Origin of the sequence: Lichenicola cladoniae, assembly GCF_013201075.1 — a bacterium.
GTDB lineage: Bacteria > Pseudomonadota > Alphaproteobacteria > Acetobacterales > Acetobacteraceae > Lichenicola > Lichenicola cladoniae.
Map to the genome: position 1 here is coordinate 4,153,931 of NZ_CP053708.1, position 19,868 is coordinate 4,173,798.

19 protein-coding genes are annotated in these 19,868 nt (G+C 65.0%); 8 read left to right on the plus strand and 11 right to left on the minus strand.

What is annotated here, in order from left to right:
• Positions 1 to 135 precede the first annotated feature (135 nt).
• Positions 136 to 618 (minus strand): Lrp/AsnC family transcriptional regulator, encoded by a 483-nt coding sequence (locus HN018_RS18755; protein ID WP_171835101.1) that lies wholly within the window; start codon positions 616 to 618, stop codon positions 136 to 138.
• Between the two features lie 169 nt (positions 619 to 787).
• Between HN018_RS18755 and trxB the strand changes: the two genes are divergently transcribed.
• Together trxB and HN018_RS18765 are read left to right on the plus strand one after the other, a co-directional pair.
• A complete protein-coding gene (trxB, locus tag HN018_RS18760) occupies positions 788 to 1,786 on the plus strand; it encodes a thioredoxin-disulfide reductase (RefSeq protein ID WP_171835100.1) in 999 nt (332 codons plus the stop codon).
• A gap of 95 nt (positions 1,787 to 1,881) precedes the next feature.
• Positions 1,882 to 2,766: a LysR family transcriptional regulator gene (locus tag HN018_RS18765; RefSeq protein ID WP_171835099.1), complete on the plus strand. Its 885-nt coding sequence runs from the start codon at positions 1,882 to 1,884 to the stop codon at positions 2,764 to 2,766.
• A gap of 61 nt (positions 2,767 to 2,827) precedes the next feature.
• Here HN018_RS18765 and HN018_RS18770 read toward each other — a convergent pair whose 3' ends face one another.
• From HN018_RS18770 to sppA, 5 genes are all read right to left on the minus strand, one after another.
• Entirely contained in the window at positions 2,828 to 4,300 is a 1,473-nt protein-coding gene (locus HN018_RS18770; protein WP_171835098.1) for a mannose-1-phosphate guanylyltransferase/mannose-6-phosphate isomerase, read from the minus strand.
• Between the two features lie 147 nt (positions 4,301 to 4,447).
• Positions 4,448 to 4,756, minus strand: coding sequence for a hypothetical protein (locus HN018_RS18775; RefSeq protein WP_239478824.1), 309 nt, complete (start codon positions 4,754 to 4,756; stop codon positions 4,448 to 4,450).
• A gap of 109 nt (positions 4,757 to 4,865) precedes the next feature.
• Positions 4,866 to 5,183, minus strand: a complete 318-nt coding sequence (locus HN018_RS18780; RefSeq protein ID WP_171835097.1) for a hypothetical protein — start codon at positions 5,181 to 5,183, stop codon at positions 4,866 to 4,868.
• 130 nt (positions 5,184 to 5,313) lie between these two features.
• Positions 5,314 to 5,610, minus strand: a complete 297-nt coding sequence (locus tag HN018_RS18785) for an integration host factor subunit beta (protein ID WP_171835096.1) — start codon at positions 5,608 to 5,610, stop codon at positions 5,314 to 5,316.
• A gap of 25 nt (positions 5,611 to 5,635) precedes the next feature.
• Complete coding sequence (sppA, locus tag HN018_RS18790) at positions 5,636 to 6,607, minus strand: signal peptide peptidase SppA (RefSeq protein WP_171835095.1); 972 nt, start codon at positions 6,605 to 6,607, stop codon at positions 5,636 to 5,638.
• Positions 6,608 to 6,786: 179 nt separating this feature from the next.
• Here sppA and HN018_RS18795 point away from each other — a divergent pair, with 179 nt between their 5' ends.
• Complete coding sequence (locus HN018_RS18795; protein ID WP_171835094.1) at positions 6,787 to 8,229, plus strand: coniferyl aldehyde dehydrogenase; 1,443 nt, start codon at positions 6,787 to 6,789, stop codon at positions 8,227 to 8,229.
• A gap of 54 nt (positions 8,230 to 8,283) precedes the next feature.
• Here the strand turns inward: HN018_RS18795 and HN018_RS18800 are convergent, their stop codons facing one another.
• Positions 8,284 to 8,790, minus strand: a complete 507-nt coding sequence (locus HN018_RS18800; RefSeq protein ID WP_408886727.1) for a MucR family transcriptional regulator — start codon at positions 8,788 to 8,790, stop codon at positions 8,284 to 8,286.
• Positions 8,791 to 9,669: 879 nt separating this feature from the next.
• Here HN018_RS18800 and HN018_RS18805 point away from each other — a divergent pair.
• Positions 9,670 to 10,941, plus strand: a complete 1,272-nt coding sequence (locus HN018_RS18805; RefSeq protein ID WP_204259578.1) for a glycosyltransferase — start codon at positions 9,670 to 9,672, stop codon at positions 10,939 to 10,941.
• Positions 10,942 to 11,000: 59 nt separating this feature from the next.
• Positions 11,001 to 12,257 carry a family 1 glycosylhydrolase gene (locus HN018_RS18810; RefSeq protein ID WP_171835092.1) on the plus strand — a complete coding sequence of 419 codons (1,257 nt, stop codon included), beginning with the start codon at positions 11,001 to 11,003 and terminating at the stop codon, positions 12,255 to 12,257.
• Here the strand turns inward: HN018_RS18810 and HN018_RS18815 are convergent.
• The 3 genes from HN018_RS18815 to HN018_RS18825 are packed head-to-tail and all read right to left on the minus strand — an operon-like array spanning position 12,254 to position 13,225.
• Positions 12,254 to 12,886 carry an NUDIX domain-containing protein gene (locus tag HN018_RS18815; RefSeq protein ID WP_171835091.1) on the minus strand — a complete coding sequence of 211 codons (633 nt, stop codon included), beginning with the start codon at positions 12,884 to 12,886 and terminating at the stop codon, positions 12,254 to 12,256. The genes HN018_RS18810 and HN018_RS18815 overlap by 4 nt on opposite strands.
• Positions 12,887 to 12,921: 35 nt before the next feature.
• Positions 12,922 to 13,059, minus strand: a complete 138-nt coding sequence (locus HN018_RS18820; RefSeq protein WP_171835090.1) for a hypothetical protein — start codon at positions 13,057 to 13,059, stop codon at positions 12,922 to 12,924.
• Positions 13,052 to 13,225 (minus strand): hypothetical protein, encoded by a 174-nt coding sequence (locus HN018_RS18825; RefSeq protein ID WP_171835089.1) that lies wholly within the window; start codon positions 13,223 to 13,225, stop codon positions 13,052 to 13,054. Before HN018_RS18825 ends, HN018_RS18820 begins: the two co-directional genes overlap by 8 nt.
• 144 nt (positions 13,226 to 13,369) lie before the next feature.
• Here HN018_RS18825 and HN018_RS18830 point away from each other — a divergent pair, with 144 nt between their 5' ends.
• A complete protein-coding gene (locus HN018_RS18830; protein ID WP_171835088.1) occupies positions 13,370 to 14,236 on the plus strand; it encodes an alpha/beta hydrolase in 867 nt (288 codons plus the stop codon).
• A 3-nt stretch (positions 14,237 to 14,239) separates the two neighbouring features.
• Here the strand turns inward: HN018_RS18830 and HN018_RS18835 are convergent, their stop codons facing one another.
• A complete protein-coding gene (locus HN018_RS18835; protein ID WP_171835087.1) occupies positions 14,240 to 16,606 on the minus strand; it encodes a condensation domain-containing protein in 2,367 nt (788 codons plus the stop codon).
• Positions 16,607 to 16,803: 197 nt separating this feature from the next.
• Here HN018_RS18835 and HN018_RS18840 point away from each other — a divergent pair, with 197 nt between their 5' ends.
• Both HN018_RS18840 and mdoH read left to right on the plus strand, forming a co-directional pair.
• Positions 16,804 to 17,445 carry a DUF1796 family putative cysteine peptidase gene (locus HN018_RS18840; RefSeq protein WP_171835086.1) on the plus strand — a complete coding sequence of 214 codons (642 nt, stop codon included), beginning with the start codon at positions 16,804 to 16,806 and terminating at the stop codon, positions 17,443 to 17,445.
• 599 nt (positions 17,446 to 18,044) lie between these two features.
• The gene (gene mdoH, locus HN018_RS18845; protein WP_171835085.1) at positions 18,045 to 19,868 is read left to right on the plus strand and encodes a glucans biosynthesis glucosyltransferase MdoH; all 1,824 of its coding nucleotides are present in this window, start codon (positions 18,045 to 18,047) and stop codon (positions 19,866 to 19,868) included.

Sequence of the window (19,868 nt, forward strand, 5' to 3'; positions counted from 1 at the left end):
GATTGAGAGCTCCCGTTTGGGAGCACCCATACTGGCTATCGGAGCACCGGAGCGGAGCGGCCTCCTGGCCGTGAGCACCGGAGCGCACGAAAGCCACGACGGATCGCCGACCTAGCAGCATTCTCGAACGATCTCTCAGACCGGGACGCCAGCCAGGTCGCGGCTGGTGCGGATGGTCTGCAGCGTCTGCAGCCGGCTGACATGCGGCGCTTCGGTCAGGCGGCGGGTGAGCTGGTTCTCGTGCGCGGTGTCGCGGGCGACCAGCCGGAGCAGGAAATCGCCGCCGCCCCGGATCATGTGGCACTCGCGTACCTCGGGCCAGTCCGCCACCAGCGTCTCGAACTGCGTCAGCACGCTCTCCTTCTGGCTGTCGAGCCCGACCAGAGCGAAGAACACGATGGTCCAGCCGAGCAGGTGCGGGTCGCTGTCGCCGTAATAGCCCCGGATGACGCCAAGCTCCTCGAGCCGGCGCACGCGACGGAGGCAGGGCGGTGCGGAGATGCCGGCGCGCTTCGCCAGCTCGACGTTGGTCATCCGGCCGTCCCGTTGGAGTTCGGCGACGATCCGCCTGTCGATGGCGTCGAGGTCCGGGAAGCCGATCTTGTCTGCCGTCTGCATGCTGGCGAACCTGTATTGCACTCGAGCCTGGGCCGCAAAGTCCGTTTCCGGCGATCGGCCTCGCCGGGCGGATGATCCGGAAGGCCGGGTTGGCCGCCATCTTGCTTGCACTGCAGCAAAACAGGCTCATATCCTGGCGGCAAGGGTGCCCTGAAGAATCGATTGGATCATGACCCAGACCTACTCCACCGATCTGCTGGTCGTCGGCGCCGGCCCCGCCGGCTACACGGCCGCGATCTACGCCGCACGTGCCAACATGAAGCCGCTGCTGGTGGCCGGGCTGCAGCCTGGCGGCCAGCTCATGATCACCACGGATGTCGAGAACTACCCGGGTTTTGCCGACGCGATCCAGGGTCCGTGGCTGATGGAACAGATGGCGGCGCAGGCCGAGCATGTCGGCACCCGCGTCATGTCCGACCTGATCATGGAGTGCGACCTGTCGCCGCGCCGCGCCGGCGAGCCGTTCAGGCTGATCGGCGACTCGGGTGACATCTACCTGGCGAAGACCGTGGTGATCGCGACCGGAGCGCAGGCGCGCTGGCTGGGCCTGCCGGCCGAGAGCCGCCTGCACGGCGCCGGCGTGTCGGCATGTGCCACCTGCGACGGATTCTTTTATCGCGGCAAGCGGGTTGCGGTGGTGGGCGGCGGCAACACCGCGGTCGAGGAGGCGCTCTATCTCACCCATCACGCCGACCATGTGACCCTGATCCATCGTCGCGACCGTCTGCGAGCCGAGCGCATCCTGCAGGATCGGCTGTTCGAGCACCCGAAAGTGTCGGTGATCTGGAACAGCGTCGTCGAGGACATCACCGATCGCGGCTCGCCGCCGGTGGTCGATGGGGTGATGCTGCGTGACATGGTGTCCGGGGAGAGCAGCCGGCTCGACGTGGATGGCGTGTTCGTGGCGATCGGCCATACGCCGAATACGTCGGTGTTCCGGGGACAGGTCGAGCTGGATGACGAGGGCTATATCGTCACCACGCCCGGCAGCACCCGCACATCGGTCGAGGGCGTGTTCGCGGCCGGCGACGTGCAGGACAAGATATTTCGCCAGGCCGTGACCGCAGCCGGCACTGGTTGTATGGCAGCACTGGAAGCGGAACGATATTTGACCGAAAAGGTCTCTCCGCAGCAGATGGCGGCTGAACACGCGATCGCGGCCGAGTAGAATGAACGAACGCCGCACCGCTCGTCCGGCATCGAGTCGCGGCGATTTCCACCCTGATCCCACCCACCATAGTCAATGAGCACGGAGCGATGAGCATGGATTGGGACAAGCTCAGGATTTTCCATGCCGTCGCGGATGCGGGCAGCTTCACCCACGCCGGTGATGTGCTCAATCTCAGCCAGTCTGCAGTCAGCCGGCAGATCTCGGCGCTGGAGGAGGCGCTGCAGGTGCCGCTGTTCCATCGCCACGCACGCGGGCTGATCCTGACCGAGCAGGGCGAACAGATGAACCGCACCGTGCGGGAAGTGTTCGCCAAGCTGGCAATGACCGAGGCGCTGCTCACCGAGAGCAAGGAAAAGGCGGCCGGCCGGCTCAAGGTGACCACCACCACCGGCTTCGGCACATCCTGGCTGGCGCCGAGATTGCCGCGCTTCCTGAACACCCATCCCGACATCTCGATCACCCTGATCCTCGAGGATAGCGACCTCGATCTCGGCATGCGCGAGGCCGATGTGGCGATCCGGATGCATCCGCCGCGTCAGCCCGACCTGGTGCAGCGCCACCTTGCCGACATCCAGATGCCGCTATGCGCGTCGCCCGACTACATCGCCAAGCATGGTTCGCCGGCCACGGCGGAGGATCTGGACCGCCATCGCATCATCCTGTTCGGCAACCATCATCCGCCGGTGGCCGACGTGAACTGGCTGGCCGGACTGGGCCGGCCAAATGGTCAGAAGCGGCAGTCGGTATTCGAGGTGAACAACTTCATGGCGATGGCCGATGCGATCGAGGCTGGCCTCGGGATCGGGTCGCTGCCTCATTACATGCTGGTCGATCGCCCCAGCCTGCAGAAGATCTCGATGGATGTGAAGCCGCCGACGGTCGAGGCGTATTTCGTCTATCCGGAGGAGTTACGCACCTCGAAGCGGGTCGCCGTGTTCCGTGACTTCCTGCTGTCCGAGATGCCCGCGCGCAGCTGAGTGCGACGGGCGGGCTCGCGCGGGCGTCGCCGGGCGCGCCCGTGCCGCGACGCCAACGGCATCACTGACGGTTGTAGACATCCTCGATGCGGATGATGTCGTCCTCACCCAGGTAGGCACCGGACTGCACCTCGATCAGCGTCAGCAGGATGCGGCCGGGATTTTCCAGCCGGTGCTCGCAGCCAAGCGGCAGGTAGATGCTCTCGTTTTCCCGGACCATGGTCTGCTTGCCGTCATGGGTCACCAGCGCCACGCCGGCGACGACGATCCAATGCTCGGCACGATGAAAATGCTTCTGCAGCGACAGCTGCTCTCCCTGCTTGACCACGATCCGCTTGACCTGGAACCGGTCGCCCTGGATCAGGCTCTCGTAGAAGCCCCATGGACGATAGCTGCGGTTATGCGCCACCGCCTCGTGCCGACCAGCGCCGCGGAGCCGCTCGACCACCTTCTTGACGTCCTGGGCGCGATCGCGATGGGTGACCAGCACGGCGTCCTCGGTGACCACCACGATCGCATCCTGCAGGCCGGTCACCGCGGTGACGATGCCGTCCGACCGGACGTAGCAGTTCGTTGTGTGCTCCAGGAACACGTCGCCGATGCCCACATTGCCGGTCGCATCCTTGGGACTGATCTCCCACAGCGCTTCCCAGCTGCCGACATCGGACCAGCCGAGATCGGCCGCGACCACGGCTGCCCGGCTGGTACGCTCGGCCACCGCATAGTCGATGCTGATGTCGGGTGCGGACGCGAAAGCCTCGGGCTGAAGCCGGATGAAGTCGAGATCCGTTGCCCGGCTCTCGACCGCGCGACGCACCGCCGACAGCACCTCGGGCGCATATAGCTGCATCTCCTCGAGCAACGTCTCTGCGGTAAAGACATACATGCCGGAGTTCCACAGATGGGTCCCCGACGCTACCAAAGTCGCAGCGGTTGCGGCATCCGGCTTCTCGATGAAGGCTTCCAGTGCGTTCACGCCGGGCAGGCCATCGAGCGGCGCGCCCGCCTCGATATAGCCATAGCCGGTCTCGGGCCGTGTCGGCTTCATGCCGAAGGTGACGATCCGGCCGCTGCGTGCGGCGGTCACGGCGGTCGCGACCGCTTCGGCCAAGGCTTCCGGCTTGGTGATGGCCGAGTCCGCGGCCATCATCCAGAGCACGGCATTCGGCATGTCTTCGGCCACCAGCAGGGCCGCGGCGGCCAGCGCGGGGGCCGAGTTGCGCCCGACCGGCTCCAGCACGATGCGGGCACCTTCGATGCCGGCTTCACGCAGCTGTTCCGCGATCAGGAACCGGTGCTCCTGGTTGCAGACGATCACCGGTGCCGCAAATCCGGCGCCGACCCCGCGCAGGGCCGTTTCCTGGAGCATGGTCTTGTCGGAAATCAGCGGCCAGAGCTGCTTGGGGAAACTCGCGCGCGATACCGGCCAGAGGCGGCTCCCGGAACCGCCGGACAGGATGACCGGCACAACGACAACACTGTTCGCGTCGCCATGACGCTGCTCGACAGCAGGAACTTGACTGGCTTCGAGCATGGCATTTCTCCGGCATGAGCGTGAGACGCTCGGCTTGCTGTTATCGCGTGGAACGCGTGGCTGGTTATCCTGGCGTCGAACACCCGGCTTCGGGGCCTATAACGCCGGGATCGAGGTTTAGGACAAAAGCGTCCTTCAATATGCCGATCAGATCGGCCGGTGCGCCTTGTCCAGCAGCCGACGCAGCAGGCCTGGCTTTGCCGGGACGGCCTTCTTCTGGGCAAGCAGTTCGGCGTCGCGCTCCGCCTTCGCCCGCCGGTCCTTCTCGGCCATCCATTTATCGACGTTCATCCCGGCCTTGGCCGCACGCCGCGCCTCGTAGGCCTGCTTACCTGCGGAAGCCGGTGCGGCTTTGGCGATCTTGGCGGGGCCGGCGGCCGATACGGGGGGCTTTACCGCCGGAGCACGGACGGCAGTGGGCCGGTCCGGCGTCGTCCTGTCCTTCTTTTTGAACATCGGGCGTCTCTGACTCACTAGCTGGGCCGAGGGTTCTCCACCCTTGAACTAAACTCGGCAAGTGCCGGCGCGGCGCAGGAATAAGGTCACGTCCGACAGGCCGGAGCGATCAGCTGCGGGCAGCGACGCTTCCATGCCAGGCGCACCGGTCACCCGGATGGGAAAAGAACATCGCCGAGCGGGTTGGAGCGAAAAAACGGCCATCGCCCAACTGAAGCACCAGCCTGTGCCCATGTTCGGAGCTTCTGGCCGAGAGCGGCATCGAGGCCGGTTTGCAGAGCAGGCTATCCTGATGCGCTGTCACCTTGGTATGGTGGCCAGCCTGTGCCGCCTCGCCGCACGAGGGCAGGACGACCATGCACAGCCCGGTGACCAGAGCAGAAAGCATGGTCCGGAAGCGCGTCGGACGGGTCGAATGCTGCATCATCTGGCCTCCCTTCTACCTGTCAAAGGGTAAGGAGCAGACGCGAACGAATCAAGAACAAACTGAGCGGGACGAACTCGATGCAAATATGCAACACTAGTCACTAATTTGCAACCATGACGATAGTAACGTGTCAGCGGTGACGACTTGCACGCTGGTTAACCCGCTCGCGTAACTCTTTTCCGGCCTTGAAGAACGGCACGACCTTCTCGTCGACCGCCACCGGCTCACCCGTGCGCGGATTGCGACCGGTGCGTGCATCCCGTTGCTTGACGGTAAAGGCACCGAAGCCACGAAGCTCGACTCGCTCGCCGCGTGCAAGGGCCGCAGTGACTTCGTCGAAGATGGTGGAGACGATCAGCTCGATATCGACCGTGCGCAAATGCGGGTTGGCGGACGCAAGCTCGGCGATCAATTCCGACTTGGTCATGCCTGTTCCACCCCCGGCCACATCGTCAAGGTTGCCAGACCGAAATTGCACCGTCAAGCGCAAGTCCTTGCGGGACAAGGGTTTTCGAAACAGGATCGTTCAATAGTGCAACGACTGTATCATGCGTCATGGCGACGGCGATGCCGTTCAGGGCGCCACTGATACGCGTTCGAAACCAGCCTTGTTTCGCCTTCCGATCCAATGGCTGGACCGGCAGATCCAACGACAAATGCCGGTTGCTCGCCAGCCACTGCCTGGCGTCGCGCTCGTCGCCGATCTGGTCGATCAGGCCGAGTCCCAGCGCCTGGTGCCCCGTATAGGGACGACCATCGGCGAGGCTGCGCACCTTGGCGGGATCCATGTGCCGGCCGGTCGCGACCATGCCGACGAACTGCTCGTACAGGTCCATGACAACGCCCTGGAGCATGACGCGGCCTTCGGGCGACAGCGGCTTGACGATGCTGGGCTGGCCCTTCAACGGCCCCGAAACCAGCTCGTCCACATTGATGCCGAGCTTGCCCAGCAGGCCGGACACGTCCGGGCTCTGCAGGATGACCCCGATCGAGCCGGTCAGCGTCGCGTTCGAGGCGAAGATCCGGGTCGCCGGCACGGCGATTATGTAGCCGGCCGAGGCCGCGACGCCGCCCATCGTCACCACGACCGGCTTTTTTTCCGCGAACCGGGCGATCGCGTCGTGCAGAGACTCACCGCCCGACACCGAACCGCCGGGGCTGTCGATCGCCAGGATCAGTCCCTTGACCCCGGCATCCTTGGCCGCCGCGTCGATCAGGTCGAGGCGGTCGCGATTCTCGGTGATCAGCCCATCGATCCTGAGCCGGGCCAGATGCGGGCCGCTTCCGAGCAGGTGGCCCTGATGCCGGCCGAGGCTGGTCGCCAGCAGGGCCAGCACGAAGCCCACTACCGCCAGCGCCCGCCATATGGTGAGCCGGCGCTTCAGCCGCAGGCGATCGACGACCAGGTCAGCTTCGAGGGTCATGCGGCAAAGCCAATCGGACAAGTTCGACCTCGACGTTATGGCCGAATGCCGGTCGCAGGGAAGGCCGGTTCGACACCAGCAGCCGCAATGCCGATCGAGTCCGGCCTGGACGATCGGACGGAAGCGTGACTGGCTCGTCCGGAACCGATGCCGCACAGTCGTTGCGACCAAGGACTGCCATGCTCGAACACGTTTCCGACCCCGACAGCACGCTTCGCCGCACATTCGAGGCCCAACGCGAAGCAGCCGCCGCGTCGTCGGCATCGGGACCGGACCTGGCTGCCCGGCTGGATGCGCTGGCCAGGATCGCCACGCTGCTGGACCGGTCCGGCAGCCGGCTGCATTCGGCGATTTCCGATGATTACGGCCACCGCGCCTACCCTGAAACCGCACTCGCCGAGCTGATTCCGATCCAGGCGGCGGTCCGGTTTGCGCGGCGCCGGCTGGCGGGCTGGATGCGGCCGCAACGGCGCCGCGTGGGGGCCGCGTTCCTGCCGGGACGCGCCTGGGTGATGCAGCAGCCGCTCGGGTGCATCGGCATCGTCTCGCCGTGGAACTACCCGCTTTTCCTGTCGATGGGCCCGCTGGTGGATGCGCTGGCTGCCGGCAACCGGGTCATGCTCAAGCCGTCCGAGCTGACTCCCCGGTTCGGGGCACTTCTGGCGGAACTGCTGGGGGAACGCTTCGATCCGACCGAAGTGGCGGTCATCAATGGCGGGGTCGATGTGGCGCGCGCCTTCTGTGCCCTGCCGTTCGACCATCTGCTGTTCACCGGCTCGACCTCGATCGGGCGCGACGTGATGCGTGCCGCATCGGCCAATCTGACACCGGTCACGCTGGAGCTCGGCGGCAAGAGCCCGGTCATCGTGTGCGCCGACGCCGATATCGGCCGCACCGCCCGCAGCCTGATGGTCGGCAAGCTGTTCAACGCCGGGCAGACCTGTATCGCGCCGGACTACGTGCTGGTGCCGGAGCATCGGATGGCGTCATTGACCGCGGCGCTGCTGGGCCAGGCCGGGCGCCTCTACCCACGGATCGCCGGCAACCCCGACTACAGCTGCATCATCTCCGACCGGCACATGCGCCGGCTCGACGACGCAGTCGCCGATGCGACGGCCCGGGGCGCGACATTGCTGCGCCATCCCGATCATGCCGGCGAGGTCGAGGCGGCCCATGCGTCAGGCCGGTTCGTTCCGAGCCTGGTGACGTCGTCACCACTCGATTGCAGCCTGATGCAGGACGAGATCTTCGGGCCAGTGCTGCCGGTGCTGCCCTACCGGTCGCTCGACGAGGCGATCGCCTTCGTCAATGCGCGGCCACGGCCGCTGGCGCTCTATTGCTATACCGACGACCGCCGGATCGAACGCGAAATCCTGGCCCGGACGATCTCGGGCGGCGGGACCGTCAACGGCACATTGCTGCATTGCGCACAGCCCGACCTGCCGTTCGGTGGCGTCGGTGCCAGCGGCATGGGCGCCTGCCATGGGGAGGCCGGTTTCCTGCGTTTCTCGCACGTGCGCGGGTTCTACAAGCCTGGCCGGTTCAGCGGCTTCACCACCATGGCACCGCCGCATGGGCGAATGACCCGGCGTCTGCTGCCCCTGATGCTCGGCCGCCGGTAGGCGGCCAACGCATTTCTTATGCCCAATCGCCATCCAACCGGATGACGCTTCGGATCAGTCGACGACCTTGCGACGACGACCGGGCTTGCCGCGTGGTTTCGGTGCCGGCTCTTCCTCGTCGGTATTTTCAACCGGGGCCCGCCCGCCATCCTTGCGGCCGAGGCCGATCTGGCGGGCCAGCGCGGAACGGCGCTCGGCATAGTTCGGGGCTACCATCGGATAGTCCGACGGCAGGCTCCAGCGCTCGCGATACTGTTCCGGGGTCATCCCATAGGCACTCTGCAGATGCCGCTTGAGCATTTTCAGCTGTTTGCCGTCTTCGAGACAGACGATGTAGTCCGGGAACACCGAGCGCTTGACCGGCACCGCCGGCTGCAGTTTCTCGGGCTCCGGCGTCGACTGCCCCGCGCCGGACAGAGCCTGATAGACTTGGCGAATGAGTGCCGGAAGAGCCTCGGCGCTGACGCTGTTATTGGAAACGTGAGCCGAGACGATCTGTGCCGCCAGCGTCAGGATTGCCTGACCGTCTTCTTCTGCCATTACCGCGTCCACGCTGTTCATCTGGCGCCGCTCTTACAGCAGGACGATGCCGGCGCGAAATAGCCGCTGGCTCGATCGTGACAGTAAAGCCGACTATCCCGACAATAAAACGTCTATAAACCGGCGGTCCCGTCACCTACCGAGGCAGCCGATCCGGCGGGACCGGTATTGGCCGGGCCGACACTGGTGGCGGTGGGCATCATTGCCGGGAGCGGCCCACGCGCCAGCCCACCGGGGCCTGGAACGGATGCCGCAGTGCCCGGCCCATTCCCTGGCTCGCAGCCGCATAGCATGACAGCAGTGCCCAGTATCAGGGCCAGCCCAATAGACCGGCTTCGGACTCGCGACATGTTCAGTCTCCTGTTGGATCGTCTGGGGCCGGTGAACGGGCGGAGTCGGGAAGGGTTCGGTTCCGGGGCCGCTTTTGTTTCTCTCGCAATGGCCCGTGTGTTCCTGATATGTTCTTGCCATGGTACCGTTCGATCCTCATGCTGCCGGCGCGCCCGGGCATAAACCACGCCTCCGGGACCTGACCCGGACGCCGAGAGGATATGTGCAGACGGCACGATGCCGGAATTGCGGGCATCTGGCGGCACTTCCGGTCGCTGCCCTGCTGACCCGATTCGGCGAGCTGACCCCGATCGAGCAGGTCCGGGACCGCATCACGTGCAGCGCCTGCAATAGCCGTTCGACTGAAATCAGGATGTTGCGCCTGTGCGATCCGGGTTGCCCGCGCCAGCGTGGATGACGCAGCGCCGGTCGGAGCCGGTGCAGAATGCCTGGATCGCAGTTATGCTCCCGGTCATGCGGCAATAAGGGTCAGAAAAAGCGGATGGAAACCAGCGTATGGTTTCGTCCGTTTCGAACCCGGGAACGTCGAGCCATGGGAAATCGGTGCCAGTGTTACAGGAAATACTTGAACCTACGCCGCGTATTACCGCCCAGGCGGACCGAGCTGCTGGTTTCGTCGATGACCGGGACGCATCCGTTATTGCTCTCCTTCACGATGCCGGCCCACTGCTCCTCTGCCTGTCTCACCTTCGATGGGACTTCGTCTGGCAGCGGCCGCAACACCTTCTGAGCCGCGCCTCGGCTCACTATCGCGTTGTCTATTTCGAGGAACCGATCCTGACCGCAGGGGATGGTCCGCAATCCCTCGATCTGCACGTCTCGCCGGAAGGTGTGCTGATCGCGGTCCCGCATATTCCGGCCGGCACCGACCCGACCACGATCGTGGCACTTCAGCGTTCGCTGCTCGATACGCTGCTCCTGGAACTGGGCAATGCCGTCGCGGTCGCCTGGTTCTACACGCCGATGGCAATGGATTTCGCCGGCCACGTCCAGGCCACGACGGTGGTCTATGACTGCATGGACGAACTCACCTTGTTTCGCGGCGCCTCCCCGAGGCTGGTGCTGCTGGAACGGCAACTGCTTGACCGCGCGGACCTGGTCTTTACCGGGGGACGCAGCCTCTATGAGGCCAAACGCGGGCTGCACCCGCACGCTCACCTGTTCCCATCCAGCGTGGACGCCCCGCATTTCCAGCAGGCCCGTTCCGACCGGACGGCACCGCCATCCGACCAGGCGGATCTTCCGCATCCGCGCATCGGCTATTTCGGCGTGATCGATGAACGCATCGACTACGCGCTGCTGGACGCGATCGCTGTAGCGCGCCCGGACTGGAGCTTCATCATGCTCGGTCCCACCGCCAAGATCGATCCGGCCTCGCTACCCCGGCATCCGAACCTGCATTGGCTCGGCATGAAATCCTATGCGGAGCTTCCCGCCTACCTCGCCGGGTGGGACGCCGGCATCATGCCGTTCGCGCTCAACGAGGCGACACGCTTCATTAGCCCGACAAAGACGCCCGAATTCCTGGCCGCCGGCGTGCCGCTGGTATCCACGCCGATCGCAGACGTGGTGACGGATTGGGGGACAGGCGGCATGGTCTCCATTGCCGCCGACCCGGATGCAACAATCGCCGCGATCGAGGCGTTGCTGGCACGTCCGATCGAACCCTGGCTGACCGACGTGGATCACCGCCTGTCGCAACAGTCATGGGACAATACCTGGGGTCGCATGATGGAATTCCTCGACAGTGCCGGTTCCCATGCCGACCGTTCCGCCATCACCGCGGCCGACGACCGAAGGACGATTCCACGGCCCGATTGATGTCCAACTCCGCGTCCCGCGACTCACTCGAGTTATGGGGGGGCGTGGAGTGCAGTGTCGTGCGCGTCGGCAATATATGGCGTGACCAGGTAATCGAGACCGGACACGAGACGCGCGGCACGCACGACATCGACCTGGTCGCCAAACTTGGAATACGAACGCTTCGGTATCCTGTCCTTTGGGAACGCCTGCAAGCAGATCGCTCGGGCAGCCGTGTCTGGGACTGGCACGATCGGCAACTTGATCGGCTGCAACAGCATGGGATCGAAGTGGTGGCCGGGCTGCTGCATCACGGATCGGGACCACGCGAAACGTCGTTGCTCGATCCGGCACTCGGCGATGGTCTCGCCGTGCATGCGGGTCTGGTGGCGCAACGCTATCCATTCATCAAGCTCTGGACCCCGGTCAACGAACCGCTGACGACAGCGCGTTTTTCATGCCTGTATGGCCACTGGTATCCACACCGGCGCGACGAAAATGATTTTCTTCGAGCGCTCGTCATACAATGTCGGGCCGTCCTGCTGTCGGTCCGTGCAATTCGCCAGCATAGTCCCGACCCGCGTATCCTGCAGACCGAGGATCTGGGCCGAACCTTTTCCACACCTCCCCTGCGGGAACAGGCGACCTACGAAAACGGGCGGCGCTGGCTGAGCCTCGACCTGTTGCATGGACGCATCGACCGCACCCACCCCTGGCGCCGGCGATTCGAGGATGCAGGTGTTCCCGCGCACGATCTCGACGAACTCGCGACCGGGGAAGCAAAACCGGATCTGATCGGGATCAACCATTACGTCACCAGCGACCGGTTCCTGGATCATCGGTTGCCCCTGTATCCAAGCCACATGCATGGCGGCAACGGCCGGCAATCCTACGTCGATACCGAGGCCAATCGGATCGACCTCGACCCGGGCGCCACCGGCTGGGAGCCACGCCTGCAGGAAGCCTGGACCCGCTACGGCTGCCCGATGGTCATCAGCGAGGCACATCTCGGATGCACCAATCCGCGCGAGCAGGTCTTGTGGCTTGCGGAAGCATGGCAGGCGGCTCGTTCGTTACGAGCCGACGGCGTGGACATACGGGCCGTCACGGCATGGGCCCTGTTCGGGCTGGTCGACTGGAACACCATGCTTCGCGAGCGGCATGATCTCTATGAACCAGCGGCATTCGATATCCGGCACGACCCGCCCCGCCCGACCGAACTTGCTGCAGCGATCGAGATGCTGGTCCGCCAGGGTGATATGGAAGCCCCGACGGCGGACGATGTCGGCTGGTGGCGGCGGAAGGAACGTGTCCATCACGCCTTGCGCAAGGCCTAGGACGGGGCCGAACCAGCTTCGGACAGCATACGGTCCGGCTGCGCCACGCCCTGCAGCCGCAGATGCTGCAGCATCAGGATCGTTTTCGCATCGATGATCCGGCCGCTTTCGACCATTTGCCATGCCGCGTCGAACGACAATTCCAGCACTCGGATGCGTTCGCCTTCTTCCGGCAGGCCACCACCCGATCCGACACGGTCCTCGGGACGATAATCGGCGATGAACAGATGCAGCTTCTCCGCCGATGCACCTGGGCTCATGTAAAGCTCGAACACCTGGCGGATCGCATGCAGCCGGTAGCCCAGCTCCTGCTCGGCTTCCTTGACGATGGTCTCGGCAGGCGCATCCCCGTCGTCGATCATGCCGGCGCAGATCTCGACCAGATAGGCGGCGTCGCCGTTCAGCTTCGCCGCTATGCGAAGCTGGCGCACCAGCAGCACGAGCCCGCGCTCGCGATCGACCGGCAGCACCCCGGCGCCGGGACCATTGTGAAAAACCTCGCGGTCGAGGATTTCGGTGCTGCCGTTCCGCCCGGGCTGCCGGAACGACACTTTCTCGAGCCTGTAGAAATCGTCGGAGAGGGTCACCCGCGTTTCGATCCGGATGTCGTCGTCGTTCTGTTGATCCATGATGCGCCTCGAGTGGTCGGTCGAACGTCTGCCGGCTAACCGTAGAGAGCGGCAATTCCGAGCCTGAAGATCGCCAGGATGATCGCGATCAGGATGGTGGCGATGCAGACCGCCACCAGCTTGTCCCGGAGCGTCAGGCGCTCCCGCTTTGTCGGTCCGGTGTCATCAACCATGCCAATATCCCAGAAGCAGCTTGCAGTTGGCCAGCGTGATTACCAGCAGGACGGCGGCGATGGCAGCCGCGACGATCCTGTCCCGTACGGACAGCGGACGTTCCGGCTCGCCGGCACCTCGCGGCTGCCTTCGCTCGGGCTGCGTGTTGATCCCGTCGAACGGCATGCTTCCCCTGTGACGACAAGCCTCATGGCAATCAGCATGGACCACCCTGCGCCCGATCCCAAGGCCCCCTGCCCTGGCAGGCTAGGTCGTCCGGCGTTAGCGCACTAGGATCGGCACGAGTGGCGACCCCGTGCTGGAGGATCGATGATCGGACGATTGGGCCTTCTCGCCATACCGTCGACCCTGGCCGTGGTGATCTACATGAGCGTCGTTTTCGGCCTGTCCAGGCACGAGACCGGTCTGCTGTTCCAGGCCGACCGGACGCCTCCCGATGTTGCCAACGCGAATGTCGATGGGCTGCAGTCGGTGCGGGTCCGGACCGCCGACGGGCTCGACCTGACGGCCTGGTTCCTGCCGCCTCCGCCCGGCCAGATGACGATCCTGTATCTGCACGGCAACGGCGGCAACCTCACCAACCGGATCGGTCGCGTCCGTCGCATGGCGCGACAGGGAAACGGGCTGCTGTTTCTCGAATATCGTGGCTATGGCGGCAATCCGGGCACACCGAGCGAGGACGGACTTGCCGCCGATGCCGCCGGTGCCCTGAGCTTTCTCCGTGACAACGGGATCGAGGGCGGGCACGTGGTGCTCTACGGCGAGTCTCTTGGTACGGGCGTGGCGGTTCGGCTTGCCACGGACCATCGGGTCGGCGGCGTCATCCTGGATTCGCCCTACACCAGCATCGCCAACGTGGCGCAGTCGCGGTTCCCGTTGCTTCCCATCAAGCTGCTCATTCGCAACCGGTTCGACCTGATCGGACGCATTGCACGGATCGAGGCGCCGCTGCTCATCGTCCAGGGCGCCAGGGATCAGGTCATACCGCCGGCGATGGGACGGGCGGTTTATGAGGCGGCCGTCCAGCCGAAGACGATCTGGGTGGCCCCGGACGGCACCCATGACGATGTGCTGGAAAGCGGCGGCGACCCCATCGTGACGAGCTTCATCGCCGGCATCAGGATGGCGTCGCGCCTGCCTGGACCATCACCCGCCCCCAAAGCCGGCACCCGATAGGTCTCAGACGCTGAGGCGAGGCCGGAGGGTTTCGGTCGGAAGGTTCAGCAGCGACATGCTGGTGATGGGCGAACCGGCACGGGCGGGAGACGAAGGCGGCCGACCGCGCACGACATCGAGCGGTGCCCAGCCGGAGCGGTTGAAATCGATCCCGGCCATGTCCTGCCGACGGCGCCGACCGAAATCGTGCAACGTTGTGAACTGCTCCTCGACAGTTCGCGAGCCCGGCACCGGGCCGTACTCTCCGGACCCGCCGCTGAGCATGTAGGTGGCGCGTGTGTCCCTGATCAGGCCGGCCGATACGGCCACGCCAGCTTGATTGCAGTTCGAGTCCAGCACCAGTGTCGCGCCGGCGACCAGTGGCACGAACAGGGCCATCGGGCTGATCCCGGGCATCCTATCGTCGTCTGTCTTGGTGATCGCCAGGAAAACATCCGAGGCATCCGCCTTCAGCCCGGCGACCGCGGACATCAGGAAGTTCGAGACGTTCCAGTTCGCGACGTCGTAGCCTCTCGGCCGGGTCGAGCGACCGCCGCACGCATAGAGAATATAGGCGGTCGCATCCGGCTGAGGCGGCGCCAGTGCAGTCGAGGAACCACCACCTGCATCGAACCCGGCGAGCGAGACCAGGGGAATGCCGCATAGATCGGGGATGGGGCCGACACCGCGATTGCTCAGGATCGCCGCCGGCACGGCATCGTACAGAATTTTCGCGTGATGCTCCGGCGCCGCATCCGGATCGAGCAGCATGTAGGCGGCACCAGCCCGGAGTATGCCGAGCAGGAACCCGGGCAAGGTGTCCGCGCACGGTTCCGCGACTGCGACGATATCGCCGGCCCCGAGGCCGCGACCGACCAGGGCCCGGGCAATCCGATCACCCAGCAGGTCCAGCGCGCGGTAGGTCAGGTTGCGCGCCGGATCGCCCTGAACCATGACGGCGAGCGCGTCTGGCCTGCACGCGGCCTGGAAAGCGATCAGTTCAGGCAGGGTCTCGACCGGTCCCGGCCGTGTAACCGCCAGGCGCTCGCGTTCCGGTGCAACAGCTTCGGCATACCGGACCGAGGCGATCGGCACATCCGTCGACACCGAAAGCTCGGTTGCGAAACAAAGCAGCCTGTTCTGTAGGGTTTCGAGTTCCTGGCGGCTGTAGAGCGCCGGGCTGGCGTCGAAATCGATCCTGATGCCTCGCTGGTCGGGGCGGTCGTAGGCAAACACCACCAGGTCGTCGACGGAACCGTTGCAAAGATTATGGACGGTGGTCTGGCAGTCGCCGAATTGCAGGGCGTAGTCGAACGGCTCGATGTTGATGCCCAGCGCGCAGATCTGCTGGCTCGGGCTGATGAAGCCGAGATCCTGGCGAAGATCTTCATACCGGTATCGCTGGTGGCGCAGGGCGGCACGCATCGATCTGCCGACCTGCGCCACCAGATCCAGCAGCGTCGTCTGGGGCGTGAACCGGATACGCAGCGGGACGGCGTTGGCGACCATGCCGGGAACGGTGCGCATCTCCCGTCCCATGCGCCCCGAGACCGGCATCTTGACGACCAGGTCGTTCGCCCCGGACTCGCGATGGAAGTAGGCGGCAACCACCGCGGTCAGGATCTGCGGCACCGTGACGTTCAGGCCGCGGACCGCTTCCTGGAACCGGGCCGCGCAGGGCGCCGGAAGATATGCGGTCGAGCGAAGCAGGCCACCCCAGGACGGGACACGGCGACGCGTCAGCGACACCGGCGCCGGCAGGTCCGCCAGTTGCCGTTTCCAGTATTCGCGATCCGACACGATCGCACCGGACCCGCGATAACGGTGTTCGTCCTCGATCTGGCGGCTGAGCGAGCCGAAGCCGTTCGGGGCCGGCTCCTGCCCGTCGAGGAACGCCGAATAGATCGCGGCGACCCGATGCGCGACCAGTGCGGCCGCGAAGCCGTCGCCGATGATGTGATGGCAGCGGTGATACCAGAACACCCGGTCCGGACCGGCCTTGAAGATGACCGACAGCCACAGCGCATCGTGCTCGAGATCGAGCGGCGTTAGGAGCTCCTGCATCATCCAGTGCATGGCGCAGCCGACGGGATCGGCCTCGTCGCCAAAATCGATGACCCCAATCGATCCGGTAAATCTGGAATGGACGAGCTGGCACGGACGACCGTCACGCTCGACGATCACCGTCCTCGGTGGTTCGATCTCATCGGCAACGCGATGGAGCGCCTTCCGAAGAAAGCCGACATCGACTTGGCCCTTGATCTCGAACGTCTCGGCGATCTTGCAGACCACATCGCCGGAGCCAAGCTTGTGCGTGGCCCAAGCGCCCTGTTGCGCCAGAGTTAACGGAAAAATACCGATCTCAGGAACAGGGATTATATCCAGTGGCATGTGATCATCTCATAATCGAGATGACCCTATCAGCCCGGAGGCCGTCGGAGAACTCCGTATTTCCGGCGTCGATCACATCACGGGGAGACCTCGTGACCCCGGGGTCAGGGGCTGTTGGATGTCAGCTTGATCGGACTTGCGATACCGGGCTAACCAGATGGTCTGCCGAAATCGTCAACATGATGGGTCGAGGGTGCATGGCTCGGTTTGTCTCGGTCGGCGGCGATTGCCAGGCCGGCCTGCGGGTTTCGGCTATGAATCCGGGCGGCGTTCATCACTTTTTCGACTGGCTGGCGATCTCGATCCAGTCGACCATTCGATTGATCGAGAGCGATTTCCGGGACTTCCTGACCTGGGAGAACCTTCACCCCATCTACAACGGCGAAATCCTGGCGGGTGTCATCGATACGCAGCTCAGGGTCGAGTTCGCGCATGATTTTTCCGGGTTCACGCGTGAAGAATGCGACAGCGCACGGGCTCGCTATGAACTTCGTGCCAGGTGGTTCCGGGAGTTGTTCGAGGAAGACGAGCCCGCACCCTACTTCGTCCGGCGGTGGCACCCACGCGACGGCGCCGACGACGAGGCATCGGCAATACGGTTGTTCAAACTTCTTCGCGCAAAGCGGCGCGACATCAGCTTTCTCTATCTGCACAAGGATCCGACGCGGGGCGAACTTGTTTCCGGCGCGTACCGTAGTGCCTACCTCCCCCCGCCGACCAGCGAGGATTGGATGGGCAACGAGGATGCCTGGAACTACATGCTCAAGGACTTCGCGGTGCGTCCGCTCGCTGACGTCCAGGCCCCGATCATGAAGCTCAACATGCCAAGGTTCGCATGACGAGAGCCGTGTTTCAGCCTGGCGTCGCCAGGCCCGGGTGACGCACACCAGATCGTGCTCGGCAACATGGCAAACGGGATCGGAAGACAAGCCGCAACAGCAAGCGCTGTGCAGGACCGTCGATCGCCGCGGTTCCGAGCCTGATCACCGAAAGTCGTTTATGCGGTGCGGAACCTAGCTTCGAGGCAAGCTTTAGCGCGGCGCGTCATCTGATCCCGTTCGCTACCTGTTCGGCGACAGCCTCATGACCAACCGGGGGCAGCGAAGGACATGATGCACGAACGCTCCGCCGTAATTGCATCATGCCGGAGAATGCGGTGGCAAATGGCGATGGGGTTTGCCCATTCTATCGATCGCCAGTCCGGACCGTCGTTTCTCGAAGTCCACGCCGATCAGCTCAACGGTTCGCGATCGCTCAGGCCGGGTCGCCCGACTGCGCGCGTCCCTGCGCGGCGTAGATCGGTTATGCCCGCAACAACGATCGCGCTCCCGTACGGTGGGGCAAGTGGTTCCGTTACTCTCCCGATCGAGCCCACGCTTCCCCTCGTCGGTGGCAGCAGAATCGCGCCGACCCATTCCAGCTCGGCCCGGCCTTCGTGATGCCATCGCCATCTGCTTCGGCCACGGCCGGCGGCACCGCGGCAATTCCTGGATCGCCGGGCAGATCGCGCCTCCTGCTTCTGCTGGTGCCGGCACTGCTCTTGTCGGCCCTCGGCATCTGCAGCGCCTTCCTGGCCTCCGGCATCGCCTCGTCCTGGTTCGCGCCGCTCTATTTCGTGCTGCTTCTGGTGTCCTACGGCCGCCTGGCACTGACCACGGTCAGCTCGCTGCTCGGGCTATACCCCCGGTCCGCACCGCGGTCTCCGGCGCCGGCTGCACGAAGCCCGGACCAGCATGCCGGTCGCATCCGCACGGCGATCCTGCTGCCGGTATTCAACGAACCGCCGGAGCCGATTGCCGCAGCACTTCGTGTCATGGCGGAGTCGCTCGACGAGACGGACGATGTCGCCTTCTTTGTCCTCAGCGACACGCAGGATGCGATGCGTGCACTCCACGAAGCCCGGTTCTTCATGCCGTCGACAACATCACGATCCGGCGTTCCGATCACCTATCGCCGCCGCACCCCGAACACCGGTCGCAAGGCTGGCAACATCGACGAGTTCTGCCGGGAGCATGGGTCCGACTACGAGTTCGCCATCGTGCTGGACGCCGACAGCCTGATGACCGCGGACGCGATCCGCGCATTGATCGACGCCTTGCAGCGCGACCCGGACGCCGCATTGATCCAGTCGGTGTCCTACCCGATCGGTGGCACCACCCTGTTCGCCCGGCTGCAGCAGTTCGGCGCCCGCCTGAACACACCTTTGTCGGTCGCCGGCCAGAATCTCTGGCAGCATCGGCGCGGTACCTATTGGGGCCATAACGCCATCCTGCGGCTCCGCCCGTTCATGGAGCATGCGACGCTTCCGATATTGCCGGGCCGACCACCATTGGGCGGCGAGATCCTGTGCCACGACACCATCGAGGCGGCGCTGCTGCTGCGGGCCGGATGGGACGTCCGCCTGGCGCCGGACATCGCCGGCTCGTTCGAAACCACGCCCAGCAACCTGGTCGACCATCTCGCCCGCGAACGACGCTGGTGCCAGGGCAACCTCCAGCATCTGCGGCTCATGCTGGCATCCGGATACCGGCCCGCCTCCCAGCTACATATCGCAATGGGTATCCTGTATTATCTGGCACCCCCGATCGGATTGCTGACGACGATACTGCTTCTGCTCAGTGCCATACTGGCACACGGGACTACGGGATCCGCCCCGTCCCGGCTTGCGGTCGAGTGTTGCCTGTGGCTGACGCTGTTCATGCTGTTCGCACCGCGCCTGGCCAGCGTCGCTCGAGCGCTACTGCTGCCCGGCTTGGCGCGCCGCGGCTACGGCGGGCGCATACGGCTGATCCTCGGCGTGCTGCTCGAGCAGATCGCCAGCACGCTACTCGCGCCGATCTTCGCGGTATCCGTCACCGGCTTCGTCATCGACACGTTTCGCGGCAAGGTAGTGGCCTGGAACACCGCGGCGCGCGGCGACCGTCCGGTCGGCTGGATCGAGGCGTGGGAACGGTTCAGGGTTCACACCCTGGTCGGCCTGGCGGTGATGGCCGCACTCTGGATGATCCGCCCTGCGTTGCTGCCATGGTCGATGCCGTTCCTGGCCGGGCTGATCCTGTCTGTCCCGATTGCCTGCTGGTCCGGCAGCGTCCGGCTCGGCACGCTGGCACGACGGTTCGGCCTGTTCCTGACATGCGACGAGTTGGCGCCGGTTCCCGAGCAACTGGCATTTGCCTCACTGCTGCCGGCTGCCCCGGAAGCTGTCGGCTACCGGCGGCCGCCCACGCGCCGGGATGACATGACCGTCGCGAACGGCGACTGA